The following is a 14131-nucleotide window of genomic DNA, read 5'->3' on the forward strand; positions in this document are numbered from 1 at the left end:
ATCGGCCCATAGTCCGCGCGACGAAAGGATCCGAATGACGGAAACACGACCCTCGCGGCGGCAGCACAATGTGCCGACGATCACCGATGTCGCGCGCAAGGCGGGGGTGTCGCCGATGACCGTGTCGCGCGTCATCAACGCCAAGGACACGGTCCGCGCGCAGACGCGCGAGCGGGTCGAGGCGGCGATCGCGGAGCTCAACTACGCGCCCAATGCCGCCGCGCGGACGCTGGCGGGGGGCGAGGAGATCCGCATCGGGCTGCTCCATTCGAACCCGAGCTTCGCCTATCTGAGCGCGTTCCTCGTCGGCAGCCTCGACCAGGCGAGCCGGAGCAACGTCCAGCTCGTCGTCGAGAAATGCGACGAGCCCGGGCAGGAAGCCGCCGCGGTCGCGCATCTGCTCAACGGACGGGTCGACGGGATCGTGCTGCCGCCGCCGCTGAGCGATTCCCCCGACGTGCTGGCCGCGCTCGAGGCGGCGGGCGTGCCGATCGTCGCGGTGGCGACCGGGCGCGCACCGGGCTGGGCCTTGTCGGTGAGCATCGACGATCGCCAGGCGGCGTATGACATGACGCGGCATCTCGGCACGCTCGGGCATCGCCGGATCGGGTTCATCACCGGCAACCCCAACCAGACCGCGAGCGCCGAACGGCTCGACGGCTATCGTGCGGCGCTCGCCGATCTCGACCTGCCCGATGATCCCGCGCTGGTGGAGGAAGGGCTGTTCACCTATCGCTCGGGGCTCGATGCGGCGGACCGGCTGCTCGAACTGAGCGATCCGCCGTCGGCGATCTTCGCGTCGAACGACGACATGGCGGCGGCGACGGTCGCGATCGCGCATCGCCGCGGGCTCGACGTGCCGAGCGACCTGACGGTGTGCGGGTTCGACGATACCGCGCTCGCGACGACGATCTGGCCCGAGCTGACGACGATCCGCCAGCCAGTGGTCGAGATGTCGCGGATGGCGGTCGAGCTGCTGGTCCATGCGATCCGCATGGGCAAGGCGGGGCGGCCCGAGGATGTCGGCGAACCGCATGTGCTGGCGGATTACACGCTGATCCGGCGCCAGTCGGATGCGGCACCGCGGCGTCGGCCTGCGGCACGGCGCGTGCCGGACTGACCGGTCCGCGCACGAAAAAGGCGTCGTTCCGATCGGAACGACGCCTTTTTCGCGTCCCTCGGAGGGGCTGGGTTACCCCTCCATGTCCTCGAGCTCGCGCCCGCGGGTTTCGTTGACCATCGCCTTCACGAAGAAGAACGAGATCGCCGCGAACACCGCATAGCCGGTGTAGGTGACCGCGAGGCCCGGCGACACCACGAGCGCGGGGAAGCTGACCGAGATTGCGGCATTGGCGATCCACTGTGCGAAGCCCGCGACCGCAAGCCCCGACCCGCGGATCTGGTTGGGGAACATCTCGCCGAGCATGACCCACATGATCGGGCCCCAGCTGAAGTTGAAGAAGATGACGTAGAGGTTCGCCGCAACGAGCGCGATCACGCCGTTGTTGCCCGGCAGCGACACCGCGCCATCCGCGCCGGTCACCGCGGTCGAGAACGCGTACGCCACGGTCGCGAGCGTCACCGCCATGCCGGCCGAACCGACCAGCAGCAGCGGCTTGCGGCCGATCTTGTCGACGAAGGCGATCGTGAAGACGCACGCGCCGATCGACAGCACGCCCGACAGGATGTTGGTCTGAAGCGCGTAATTCTCGGAGAAGCCGACCGCTTCCCACAGCGTCGCGCCGTAATAGAAGACGACGTTGATGCCGACGAGCTGCTGGAACACCGCAAGCCCGATGCCCGCCCACAGGATCGGACGGATCTTGCCGGTGCGCTTGTCGAGCAGGTCGGACAGGCGTGGCTTGTGATGATCGGCCGACAGGCTCGCGCGGATCTCGGTGACCTTGCGGTCCGCCTCTTCCTGCCCGAACAGCCGCGCGAGCACGACGCGCGCCCGCTCGTCATACCCCTTGACCATCAAGTAGCGCGGGCTCTCCGGGATGATCAGCAGCGCGAGGAAGTAGATCGCGGCGGGGATCGCCTGGAGCCAGAACATCCAGCGCCAGGCGGGCTCGCCGAGCCAGAGGATCGCGGTCGAACCGCCCGCGTAGCGCGCGAGCACGTAATTGGCGACGAACGCGCCGGTCAGCCCGGTGATGATCATCACCTGCTGGACGCTCGACAGCCGCCCGCGAATCGAGGCGGGGGTGACTTCGGAGATATAGACCGGCGAGATCACGCTCGCCGCGCCGACGCCGAGGCCGCCGACGATGCGCGCGAGGATGAAGATGATCGACGAGCCTGCAGCCCCCGCCGCGAGCGCGCTGACGAGGAACAGCGCCGCGGCGAGCATCATGACGCTGCGCCGCCCGATCCGGTCCGCCAACCGCCCGGCGGTGAACGCGCCGATCGACGAACCGACGAGAATCGCACCGACGTTGATGCCGATCCCGAGCTTGCCGAGGTCGAACGCCGCCTCGAGCCCCTTTTGCGTGCCGTTGATGACGCCCGAATCATAGCCGAACATGAACCCGCCGATCGTCGCCACCGCGACGATCGCGGCAATGAAGCCGAAATTCACCTTGCTCATGTCCGGGCCCACCCCCGGCAGCGATACCGTCGCCATAGTCCGTTCCTTCTCCGTCTTTTATAGTTTTGCCGGCGTCACGGGGAGACCCGCCACGCCGGGATCGAATGCGAAAAGATTGCCCGCCTCGGGCTGGTCGGCCAGCGCGGCGGGATCGAGCCCCTTGCGCGCGGTCGTCGCATAAGCGGTGCGCAGGTCGGGGCCGCCGAAGGCGATCTTGGTGATGTTGCCGACCGGGAAGCGCACCGACTGGAGCAGCGCCCCCGCCGGATCGTAGCGCCGCACCGCCCAGCCGCCCCACAGCCCGGTCCACAGGCAATTCTCGGAATCGATCACGCAGCCATCGGGATGCCCCGCGCCGTCCTCGATCTCGATATGCAGCTCAGGCGCGCCGAGCGACCCGTCGTCGTTGATCGCGGCGCGCCAGATGCGCTTGCCGAGCGTATCGGTGTGATACAGCATCGTCCCGTCCGCGCTGATCGCGGGGCCGTTGGTGATCGCGACCGGCGGCAGCCCGCTGTCCTGCGTCACGCCGTCGGCATGGCGGTGCAGCCGTCCGGTCAGGCCCGCTTCCGAATCGTCCATCGTGCCGAACCAGATCCGGCCCTTGGCGTCGGTCGCCGCGTCGTTGAGGCGGTTGCCCGGATGGTCGGGCTCGGGATCGTGCAGCAGCGTGAACACGCCGCTTGCCGGATCGAACCGGTGGAGCCCGGTCTTGACCCCGGCGACGAAGTCGCCCGCCTCGGTCGGGAGCACCCAGCCGATCTGGTCGGGCGCGGTCCAGTGCTGCGCGGTGCCGGTGGCAGGGTCGAAGCGATACAGGCGGTGCGCCTTGATATCGACGAACCACAGGGCGTCGCCGATCCACACCGGCCCTTCCCCAAGCGTCGCCGCGACCGCGAAAACCGACTGGACCATCGCCTGTATCCCCTTAGCGCCAGCCGGCATCGACGAAATAGTCGTGCCCCGTGCACATGCGGGCATCGTCCGATGCGAGGAACAGCGCAAGCGCCGCGACATCGGCGGGCTGGATCCGGCCGTCGAGGCACTGCGCGGAGACGATCTCGGCCTCGCCCTCGGGCGTGTACCATTTTTCCTGCCGCGGGGTCTGGACGTTGCCGGGGACGATCGTCGTCACGCGGATGTTGTCGCGCCCGAGATCGCGCGCGAGGCTGCGCGTCATGCCCTCGATCGCGGCCTTGGCGGTCTGGTAGAGGACGAGGTCGGGCAAGCCGAGATGCCAGCTAATCGACCCGAAATTGACGATCGCCCCGCCGCCCGCGCGCTGCATGTGCGGCACCGCCGCTTGTGCCGCAAAGAACAGGTGACGCAAATTGACCGCCATCCGCTCGTCCCAATAGTCGGGCGTCACTTCCGCGATGCCGTGGCGATCGTCATTGGCGGCGTTGTTGATCAACACGTCGATCCCGCCGAGCTGCTCGGCGACCGTCGCGATCGTCTGCTTGAGCGCAGCGATGTCGCGCAGGTCGCATCCATGGAATCCGCCCGGCGCGAACTTCTCGGCCACCGCCGCGCCCGCATTGTGATCGATATCGAGGAAGCAGATCTCCGCGCGCTGTGCGGCGAACGCCTCGACCAGGCCAGCGCCGATCCCGGTCGCGCCCCCGGTGATGAGCACGCGCTTCCCTGCGAGGCTCGGATAGATCGCCCGTGTCGTCATCGTGGCGTCGGTCGGCATGGCCGTCACTGTTTTGTCTCCAGCAGGCCGCGTCGGGCCAGATTGGTCATCAGCGCGCCGATCCCGGTCGCCCAGGGCGCGGCATCGCGCGAGGTGACGACGCGGTTGACGAGGCGCCCGAGCTTGGCGCTTTCGATCGACACCGTGTCGCCGACCTTGTGGGTAAAGCCGCGGCCGGGTTCGTCGCGGTCCTGCACCGGCGCGAACAGCGTGCCGAGGAACAGCGCGAAGCCGTCGGGATATTGATGCTCGCTCAAGGTCTGGCGGACGAGCTCGAGCGGATCGCGGCTGATCTCGGCCATGTTGCTCGCGCCTTCGAGGACATAACCGTCCTCGCCTTCGATCCGGAGCGCGACCTCGGCGGAGCGGACGTCGTCGATCCCGAAACTGTCGTCGAACAGCCGCACCAGCGGGCCGAGCGAACAGGACGCGTTATTGTCCTTTGCCTTGCCCAGCAGCAATGCCGACCGCCCCTCGAAATCGCGCAGGTTGACGTCGTTGCCGAGCATAGCGCCGACGGTCTTGCCGTGGCTGTCGACCAGCAATGCGATCTCGGGCTCGGGGTTGTTCCAGGTCGAATCCGAGCGGATCCCGATCTCGGCATCCGCGCCGACCGTGGCGAGCACGGGAGCCTTGGTGAACACCTCCGCATCGGGGCCGATCGCGACTTCGAGATATTGCGACCACAGGCCATCGTCGATCAGCGCCTGCTTGAGCGCCGCCGCCTCGGGCGTGCCCGGCACGACGCCGCGGATCGACCCGCCGACGCGCGTCTCGAGCCGTTCGCGGATCGCGCTCGCGGCGGCGGGATCACCGCGCCCACGTTCCTCTATCACGCGTTCGAGCGCGGAGACCGCGAAGGTGACGCCCGCGGCCTTGACGCATTGCAGGTCGACCGGGCTGAGCAAGGCGGCGGTTTCGAACGCGAAATCGGGGAGCGGCGTGCCGCCCGTACCACTGAAATCACCGCGGTCGATCAGCGCGGAGACGGTCGGCGCGACGCGCGCCATGTCGAACGCCTGCCCGCGCACGAGCAGGATCGGCGACGGCCCGTCCTCCGTCTGGATCCGACCGATGAAACTTCCCGAACCCCAGTCCCCCGGCAGCGCAGACGCCATCCCGCCTCGTTCGCCCTTCATACCCGCTCCACTCGACATTTTATTTTGATAGCGCTAACAACACCAGCGTCGGCGCGCTGTCAAGGCCGCGACAGCCACAAGATAGTGGCGTGGAGAGGAAACGGGATGAAAACGATCCGCACGATCGGGCTCGCGGCTTTAGGGGTGCTGCTGCTGGGGGCCGCGGCGCCGCAACCCGCGCGCTGGGTCGGCAGTTGGGCGACCGCGCAGCAGATCCCCTAACCGCGCAACGCGCTTGCCGATCCGCTGCTGACCGATGCGACGCTGCGGCAGGTCGTCCGGCTTTCGGCGGGCGGCAAACACCTCCGTATCCAACTGAGCAACGCGTTCGGGACCGAGCCGCTTCGCGTCCAGGCGGCGCATGTCGCGCTGGCCGGCAAGGGTGCCGCGCTGATCGTCGGAAGCGACCGCACGCTGACCTTCGATGGCGCGGCGGAGGTGCTGATTCCGGCGGGGGCGAGCTACTGGTCCGATCCCGTCACGCTCGACGCGCCCGCGCTGTCCTCGATTGCGGTGTCGGTCTATCTTCCGGTCGCGCCCAAGGGCCAGACGAGCCACCCCGGGTCGCGTGCGACCAGCTATCTCGTCCACGGCAACCACGTCGGCGATGCCGCGCTGGCGGACGCGCAGACGACCGAACACTGGTTCCAGCTTGCCGGCGTCGCGGTCGAGGCGGCCGCGCGCGATGCCCGTGCGGTCGTGACGCTGGGGGATTCGATCACCGACGGGCATGGCGCGACCACCAACGGCAACGACCGCTGGCCAGACCTGCTGGCGGAGCGGCTGCAGGCGGATCCGGCCACGCGCGGGGTCGGGGTGCTCAACCACGGGATCGGCGGCAATCGTCTGTTCGTGGACGGACTCGGGCCGAACGCGCTCGCGCGGTTCGACCGCGACGTGCTCGCGCAACCGGGGGTGCGCTATCTGATCGTGCTCGAGGGGATCAACGATCTCGGCACGCTGACGCGCGAGGCGCCCGTCCCGGGCGAGGCGCATGCCGCGCTGGTGGCGCGGATGATCGGCACGTACCGGCAGATCGTGGCGCGCGCGCATGCCGCCGGAATCAAGGTTTACGGCGCGACGATCCTGCCCGATGGCGGATCGGGCTATTACCACCCCGACGCGCAGAACGAGGCGGATCGCGCGGCGGTCAACGCGTGGATCCGCGCGCCCGGGCATTTCGACGCGGTGATCGATTTCGACGCGACGATGCGCGATCCGGCTGCGCCGACGAAGCTGCGCAAGGATTATGACTCGGGGGACGGGTTGCATCCGTCGCCGGTCGGGTATCGGGCGATGGCGGCGGCGGTTCCGTTGGGGCTGTTTCGGTAGGGCTGGGGTTGTGAACGCGGGTGTCGGGAAACGCTTAAAGCCGGCCGTTCCGGCCAAGTCTACCGATCCCAAAACCGGCCGTTGACGGCGGAGAAGCTACCGTTACCATCCGCAACAATGAGGGCAGCACTACTAGCGACATTGATGATTTGCTCAGGGTGTTCGGACGCCTGCCAGAACACCGTGGTTTCGCGAAACCTTTCGCCTGATGGCACTCATGTCGCGGTGCTGTTCCAGCGTGACTGCGGAGCGACCACGGGCTTCTCTACTCAAATTTCGATATTGGACGCGAAGGATAAACCATTAGGAGGCGGCAACGCCTTCGTTGCGGACGACGATCACGGTGCCGCTAGGATCGGTAACTGGGAAGGGTCATGGGCTGATATAAAGTGGCTTTCGCCGGAACGCCTACGTATCCGATACGCCACAAAGTCGAGGCTATTCAAACAGAAGGAGCGTGTTTCCGGCGTCATCATCAGTTATCAGATGGTCGGCAGCTGACGATCAACTATCGCCATTCGGCTGATCAGGCGAGATTTTCGACAGCAGTCAATCAGACCGTGGCAACGTGGAGGCCGAGCTTTTGTAGGCTACCTATGAAAGCGTCGTGGTGCCGCAGGCGCAGCTCCATCCGGCGGACCTTGGGGTCGGCGTAGGTTATCGTCAGGTGCCTGCCAAGAATGCCCTTCCGGTCGGCCATCTCCCGAATAGCCGAAATGTCGAGGCTGTGATCAAGCCCATATATCTCGGGCAAGAATATCAGATTGAACGGGAAGGTTGGAATGATGACGAGCTTTTGCGGTGTGAGCGCCACAAGCAAACAGTTCCGTGCGCCGCCTATCCTTGCCCAAGGCGTATCAAGAGAACGACCAGAGCAACCGCGTTCAGAGAAAAGAGCATCCACCGGCGCTCTCGGAAATATCGGTTTTCCTCGCTTCTTCCGAAATGCGATCGAGACGGCGATGGCTAGAGCGATCCAACTGACAGCAAGCAGCGGGAACCATTTGAACGCGGCGGGGTCGGTCATGGCCCTGATAAAACCACGTCCGCTATCCGATACCAAGCCTCAAAAGCTGTCGGTCAGCTGTCCACCAATCCTTGCGGTTCAGCCTGATGAGTCGCGGCTGATTTTCATAGGGTCACGGCCATCCCCCGTTCCGTCATCCCCGCGACGGCGGGGATCCATACTGGCTGAATTCGCAGGACTGGACGGACGGTGATAATGGATTTCCCCCTACGCGGGAATGACGGACCGGTTGCGGGGAATTCCGCTCCCCCATCGTCATCCCCATAACAGCAGCCCCCACCAACGCCGGCCATCCGCAGCCATGACGCGACGCGCCCACCCAAACCAAAACCGACAATCCAGCAACACTTTGGAACAGTCGCGCCCTCGAAACGTAGGAGCGGGGACTTCCGAGGATTGCAGACCATGCCGCAACGAGACGTACACGCGATCGGGACGGCAATGCCCCCGCATCCGATCCACACTTTGCTTGCGGCGTTTCCGCTTGCGTTCTTCACCACCGCGTTCCTGACCGATCTGACCTACGTCAACACTGCCGAAATGCAGTGGGCGAACTTCTCGATCTGGCTGATCACCGGGGGGCTGATCATGACGGTGCTCGCGGCGATCGCGGGGATCGTCGATTATGCGCGCAACCGCCATGCGCGCCGCGCGCCGCGGCCGTGGTTTCACAGCCTGCTCAACCTCGCGGTGCTGGTGCTGGGGACGATCAACGCGTTCGTCCACAGTCGTGACGCGTGGACGTCGGTGATGCCGACCGGGATCCTGCTGTCGGCGATCGTCGCGGTGCTGGTGATCGCGGCGAGCTGGACCGGCGTCTCGGTCGCCCATCGTACCAATGCAGGAGTCGCCTGATGCGCCATCTTTCCCCCCTCGTCCTCGGCGTTGCGACGCTGGCGCTGGCGTCCTGCAGCGGTGCGGGCGGCTCGACCGAGCAACAGATCGGCGCGAACCCGTCGCTGCCCGCGATCAACCAGTACCTCCTTCCGCCGATGCACGTCGCGCCGGTCGGCACCTGGGCCGCGGGCGAGACCCCGACGGTCGCGCCGGGGCTCCAGGTGACCGCGCTCGCCACCGGGCTGACGCATCCGCGCCAGCCGTTCGTCCTCCCCAATGGCGACGTGCTTGTGGTCGAGGCGAACGGCCCCGGCAGTGCACCGATCAAGCGCCCGAAGGAGCTGATCATGGGCTGGGTGCAGGGCTACGCGGGTGCGGGCGCCAAGGGCGGCAACCGGATCACGCTGCTGCGCGACACCAATGGCGACGGCAAGCCAGACGTGCGCAGCGTGTTCCTCGACCATCTCCACTCGCCGTTCGGGATCGCCTTGGTCGGCGGTGACCTGTACGTCGCCAATACCGATGCGATCGTGCGCTTCCCCTATGTCACCGGGCAGACCAGGATCACCGCGCCGGGCGTCAAGCTGACCGACCTGCCGGGCGGGCCGATCGACCATCACTGGACCAAGAGCCTCGTCGCGAGCCCCGATGGCAGCAAGCTGTACGTCGGGGTCGGATCGAACAGCAACATCACCGAGAACGGGATCGAAGCGGAGAAGAACCGCGCCGCGGTGTGGGAGGTCGACCGCTCGAACGGCGCGTCGCGGTTGTTCGCGACCGGGTTGCGTAACCCCAACGGGCTGACCTTCAACCCGGCGAACGGGCAATTGTGGGCGGTGGTCAACGAACGCGACGAGATCGGGCCGGATCTGGTTCCGGACTATATGACCTCGGTCAAGGACGGCGCTTTCTATGGCTGGCCGTACAGTTACTGGGGCCAGCACGTCGACCCGCGCGTGATGCCGCAGCGGCCCGATCTGGTGAAGAAGGCGATCCTGCCGGATTACGGGCTCAGCTCGCACGTCGCACCGCTCGGGCTGGTGTTCTATGCGGGGGCGAACCTGCCCGCGGCCTATCAGGGCGGCGCGTTCGTGGCGGAGCATGGCAGCTGGGATCGCGGCAATCTCAACGGCTACAAGGTCGTCTACGTGCCCTTTGCGGGCGGCAAGCCTAGCGGCAAGGCGCAGGACGTCGTGACCGGCTTCGTCGGCGGCAACGGCAAGGCACGCGGGCGTCCGGTCGGGCTGGCGGTCGACAAGACGGGAGCGCTGCTGATCGCGGACGATCTCGGCAATACGGTGTGGCGCGTGACGGCGAAGACGCCGCCGATGGCAACCGCTTCGCTGCGGTCGGGGCGCCTTCGTTGATACCGCTTCCCCGGCGAAGGCCGGGGCCCAGTAGCGGAGGTCGAGGTAAGTCAGGTCACCGCCCGAACTCGATCGTTTCGCTACTGGGCCCCGGCCTTCGCCGGGGAAGATGTGTTGTTGCTGTTTGCGGCTTGTCGCTCGTGTCGGGTCGGCTACCACGAGTCTTTCCCCGGGAAGGATCGCCGATGCCGCGCTATCGCACTGCCCTCGCCCTCGTCGCCACGATCCTAGCGACCCCCGCCGCCGCCGACGTCTACGACACCCGCGCCGCGCATGTCCTCCGCGCCACCCCGCTGATCGACGGCCACAACGACTGGCCCGAAACGCTCCGCGAGCGCGAGGGCGAGCAGCGCTGGAGCATCGACCTCGCCACCGGGCTCGACCGGCGCACGCCGAAGTATGACACCGACATCGCGCGGCTGCGCAAGGGTGGAGTCGGCGGGCAATTCTGGTCGGTCTATGTCGACGCGGCACTTCCCGGGCTCGAGCAGGTCAAGCAGACGCTCGAGCAGATCGACCTCGTCCACCAGATCGTCGCGCGCTATCCGAAGGACTTCGCGCTCGCGCGCACCGCGGACGATGTGCGGCGGATCCACCAGTCGGGGCGGATCGCGTCGCTGATCGGGGTCGAGGGCGGCGGGCAGATCGACGCAAGCCTGTCGGTGCTGCGCGCCTATCACGATCTTGGCGCCGGATATCTGACGCTGACGCATTCGCGGACGATCGACTGGGCGGATTCGGCGACCGACGACCCGCGCCACGGCGGTCTGACCCCGTTCGGCGAGGCGGTGGTCGGCGAGCTCAACCGGCTCGGAATGCTGGTCGACCTTTCGCACGTGAGCGAGGAGACGATGCGCGATGCGCTTCGTGTGACCAAGGCGCCGGTGATCTTCTCGCATTCCGGCGCGCGCGCGGTGGACGACCATCCGCGCAACGTGTCGGACGACGTGCTCAGGCTGGTCGCGGCGAATGGCGGCGTGGTGATGGTGAATTTCGCGCCCAATTACGTGTCGGACGCCTATCGCCGCTGGTCGGCGGACAAGGCGGCGGAAGCGACCCGGCTCAACGCGCCGCCGCTCGGCGGGCTCTATATCGGGCAACCCGACAAGGCGGCGGCCGCGATGCAGGACTGGCTGGCGAAGAACCCCGCGCCACGCGTGACGCTCGCGCAAGTGGCGGACCATGTCGCGCATATCGCGCGGGTCGCAGGGGTCGATCACGTCGGGATCGGGTCGGATTTCGACGGGGTCGGCAGCGTGTTGCCCGAGGGGCTGGGCGATGTCTCGACCTACCCCGCGCTGCTCGCGGAAATGATGCGGCGCGGGTGGAGCGACGGCGACGTCGCGAAACTGGCGGGCGGCAACGTGCTGCGCGTGATGGCGGCGGCGGAGCGGGTGGCGAAGGGGATGGCGGGGACGCTGCCGGCGACGGGGACGCAGGCCGGGATGGATGCGGTCGGCACGCCCGCTCGGTAGCGTTGAAGGGCGGTGCCGAACCACCCCCCCCCGGGGGGGGAGGTGCGGGCTTTGAAAATCAGCGTGGGAGTATCGCGGGTTTTTCCCCTTTTGATTTCTCCCCGGCGAAGGCCGGGGCCCAGTAGAGAGGAACGAGGTAACGAAGCGCATCCGCCTGCATTCTCTCGTTTCGCTAATGGGCCCCGGCCTTCGCCGGGGGAGCACGTAGGGAGGGAGCGGGCACACGCCCGCCCCCTCGCCCGTCAGAACCCCTTCTTCACCGTCACGAAGAATTGCCGCGGCGCACCCGCGAGCAGCGTCTGGTTGTCGCCGCTCTTGCCGAAACCGTTCGACCCGATCGTCGCGATATAGCCGAGGTCAGTCAGGTTGGTCACGCTGCCCTCGATCCCCAGCCCGTCCAGCACGCCGTCGCCGTGGAAGGTATAGCCGATCGTCGCATCGACCAGCACGCGCCCGGGCACCGACTGATCGTTGAGATAGGTGAAGTACCGCTTCGACATATAGTTCGCGCCGACCCGTGCGAGGACATGGCCGTCGTCATAGACCGCTTCACCCTTGAGCATATGCTCGGGATTGTCGGGAACGGTCTTGCCCTTGGTCGCGGTGTCGATCTGCCCGATCGAACCGACCGCGGTGCTGATCACGTTGTCGCGATATTCCGCCTTGCCGTAGGAATAGGACGCATAGAGCGATACCGCGGGCATCACCTTGTACGTGCCGGTCACTTCGACGCCGTAGTTGCGCACAGACCCGACGTTCTGCAGCGTCGTCGGGTTGCCCGCGCCGCCGGTGCCGTTCGCCAGCGACAGCAGGCGGTTCGAGAAGTCGACATAATAGCCCGCGATCGACGCCTGGAACCCGTTCATCCGGAAACGTCCGCCGACTTCATAGCTGTCCGACCGCTCGGGCTTGAGCGTGTTGCGAATGAGGTCGAGCCCGGTCTGCGTCGTGGCAAACGGCGATCCGCCGACCGCCGCCGAGGTGAACGCGCGCATGTTCTGCGTGAAGGTCGCGAACAGTTCGGTCTGCCCGCCGATCCGGTACAAAGCGCCGACCTGCGGCAGGAACCAGTCCTTCGCCTCGATCCGCCCGGCGGCGAGCGTGCCGACGATCGCCTTGGCGCGGTTGATGACCTGCAGGCCCTTCCACCCGCCCGAGAGCGTCAGGTCGCCGAGCGTCAGCTTGTCCGAGACGTAATACATCAGCGTCTCGGTATCGAACTTGGCGTCGAACTGCGTGAAGAACGGGTTGGTCTTGAAGTCGAGCGTCGGGAGCGACGCGGTCGCCTGGTTGGCGAGGCCGTAGAAGCGACGCGCATTCTCGAAATTGTTCGATTCATACCAGCCACCGATCTCGAGATGGTTTGGCCCGGTGTCGACCGCGACATGGCCGAGCACGCCACCGCGATGGATGTCATATTCGGTCGTGCGTACCGACAGCGCCGCGCCACCCGGCGTCGGGGTGTACGGCAGGTACCAGACGCCTTGACCGTGGTTGTTGTGATAATAGCCGGTCAGCTTGAGCGAGACGTGGTCGGTCAGCCGCCCGTCGAAGGTCGCCCCCGCGAGATAATCCTTCCGCAGGCCGCCCGCGTCGAAATAGGCGTCGTCGACGGTCTGGTACGGCGCGGGGAAGGTCGTGCCCGCGGTCGGATAGGGCAGCGGCTTCCCGGCACCGGCGTTCTGGTTGGCATAGACTTGCGCGAGCCGTGTCGCGAGCGGGAAGTCGTTCGAGATGTTGTCGAGATTATAGCCGAACCGCTTGATCAGATCGAGGCTGAGATCCTGGTAATCCTGCTCGCGGCGATCCGAATAATCGAAAAAGCCGGTGATCGAGCCGCGGCTGCCGAGGTCCTGCATGATCTTGGCGTTGACCTGATGCTGGCGCTGTTCGCCGAAGCCCTTCCACTTGTCGGTCTTGAGATAGCCGTAGCTGATATAGCCCTTGAGCCCCTGGCCGGTGATGTCGCCGCTCTCGAGCCGGACGAAGCCGCGATAGGTCTCGTCGCTGCCATAAGTGCCCGAGGCGACGATGCCCAACTTGTCGGAGGGTTTGAGCGAGGTGAATTCGATCGTCCCGCCGAGGTTGCTGCTCGACGCAGTGCCGAGCGCGCCCGCGCCTTGCGCCACCGCGGCGACGCCGAGGTTTTCCGAGATGATCGCGCGGCTGATGTGGAGGCCGTTCGAATTGCCGTAGCTCATGTCGCCGAGCGGGATGCCGTCGAGCGTGAAGCCAAGCTGGTTCTGATTGAACCCGCGCAGCGTGATCCGCGACGACCATTCATACGCGCCGAATGCGTCGGCGGCCTGGTAATTGACGCCGGGGAGCTTGGCGATCGCTTTCAACGGGGTCGAGCCGGGGGTGAGGCGCTCGATGTCGAGGTTGCTGACGGTCTGCACCTGCCGCGCCTGGCCGAAGCCGAGCACGACGATGTCGGGCTGGTCGGTGGCGGGGGTCTCGGTTGCGGACGCATCGCTCGGCTGCGGTTCGGTCGTTTGGGCGGGCGTCGGGGCTGTCTGGGCGAACGCGCTCGGCGAAACGAAGGCAAGCATCATCGAACCCGCAAGCAGGTGAACACGAAGCGTCATTCTGGAGACTCCCTGACGGGCCGGTTGTCGACCTCATCGCCGCGCATGACGGGTTTTTGTTGCGGGGTAATGACCGTTTC

11 protein-coding genes and 1 pseudogene are annotated in these 14131 nt (G+C 66.6%); 6 read left to right on the forward strand and 6 right to left on the reverse strand.

The annotated features are described in order from the left end of the window. Positions 1-34 precede the first annotated feature (34 nt). Entirely contained in the window at positions 35-1120 is a 1086-nt protein-coding gene (locus RH91_RS00900) for a LacI family DNA-binding transcriptional regulator (protein ID WP_010160584.1), read from the forward strand. Positions 1121-1192: 72 nt separating this feature from the next. On the opposite strand, the gene RH91_RS00905 is transcribed toward RH91_RS00900, so the two are convergent. The 4 genes from RH91_RS00905 to RH91_RS00920 are packed head-to-tail and all read right to left on the reverse strand — an operon-like array spanning position 1193 to position 5425. After that, positions 1193-2626, reverse strand: a complete 1434-nt coding sequence (locus RH91_RS00905; RefSeq protein ID WP_269724625.1) for a sugar porter family MFS transporter — start codon at positions 2624-2626, stop codon at positions 1193-1195. 21 nt (positions 2627-2647) lie between these two features. After that, a complete protein-coding gene (locus RH91_RS00910; RefSeq protein ID WP_010160586.1) occupies positions 2648-3505 on the reverse strand; it encodes an SMP-30/gluconolactonase/LRE family protein in 858 nt (285 codons plus the stop codon). Between the two features lie 13 nt (positions 3506-3518). Beyond that, a complete protein-coding gene (locus RH91_RS00915; RefSeq protein WP_010160587.1) occupies positions 3519-4286 on the reverse strand; it encodes an SDR family NAD(P)-dependent oxidoreductase in 768 nt (255 codons plus the stop codon). A gap of 5 nt (positions 4287-4291) precedes the next feature. After that, positions 4292-5425, reverse strand: a complete 1134-nt coding sequence (locus tag RH91_RS00920) for a fumarylacetoacetate hydrolase family protein (RefSeq protein WP_010160588.1) — start codon at positions 5423-5425, stop codon at positions 4292-4294. Positions 5426-5530: 105 nt separating this feature from the next. Here RH91_RS00920 and RH91_RS00925 point away from each other — a divergent pair. Both RH91_RS00925 and RH91_RS22940 read left to right on the forward strand, forming a co-directional pair. Next, a pseudogene (locus tag RH91_RS00925) lies at positions 5531-6757 on the forward strand (SGNH/GDSL hydrolase family protein). A 117-nt stretch (positions 6758-6874) separates the two neighbouring features. Next, positions 6875-7258, forward strand: coding sequence for a hypothetical protein (locus RH91_RS22940; RefSeq protein ID WP_157136814.1), 384 nt, complete (start codon positions 6875-6877; stop codon positions 7256-7258). Positions 7259-7310: 52 nt separating this feature from the next. On the opposite strand, the gene RH91_RS22150 is transcribed toward RH91_RS22940, so the two are convergent. Beyond that, a complete protein-coding gene (locus RH91_RS22150) occupies positions 7311-7784 on the reverse strand; it encodes a hypothetical protein (protein WP_157136815.1) in 474 nt (157 codons plus the stop codon). Positions 7785-8189: 405 nt separating this feature from the next. Between RH91_RS22150 and RH91_RS00935 the strand changes: the two genes are divergently transcribed. The 3 genes from RH91_RS00935 to RH91_RS00945 all read left to right on the forward strand — a co-directional run bounded on the left by RH91_RS00935 (position 8190) and on the right by RH91_RS00945 (position 11463). Beyond that, positions 8190-8639, forward strand: coding sequence for a DUF2231 domain-containing protein (locus tag RH91_RS00935; protein ID WP_010160592.1), 450 nt, complete (start codon positions 8190-8192; stop codon positions 8637-8639). Further along, positions 8639-9988: a PQQ-dependent sugar dehydrogenase gene (locus RH91_RS00940; protein ID WP_010160593.1), complete on the forward strand. Its 1350-nt coding sequence runs from the start codon at positions 8639-8641 to the stop codon at positions 9986-9988. The genes RH91_RS00935 and RH91_RS00940 overlap by 1 nt, the downstream gene beginning before the upstream one ends. Before the next feature lie 185 nt (positions 9989-10173). Next, entirely contained in the window at positions 10174-11463 is a 1290-nt protein-coding gene (locus RH91_RS00945; RefSeq protein WP_010160594.1) for a dipeptidase, read from the forward strand. Between the two features lie 242 nt (positions 11464-11705). Here RH91_RS00945 and RH91_RS00950 read toward each other — a convergent pair whose 3' ends face one another. Then, positions 11706-14015 (reverse strand): TonB-dependent receptor domain-containing protein, encoded by a 2310-nt coding sequence (locus RH91_RS00950; RefSeq protein WP_010160595.1) that lies wholly within the window; start codon positions 14013-14015, stop codon positions 11706-11708. Positions 14016-14131 lie beyond the last annotated feature (116 nt).

It is taken from the genome of Sphingomonas sp. PAMC 26617 (assembly GCF_000242835.1).
In the GTDB taxonomy this organism is placed as follows: Bacteria; Pseudomonadota; Alphaproteobacteria; order Sphingomonadales; family Sphingomonadaceae; genus Sphingomonas.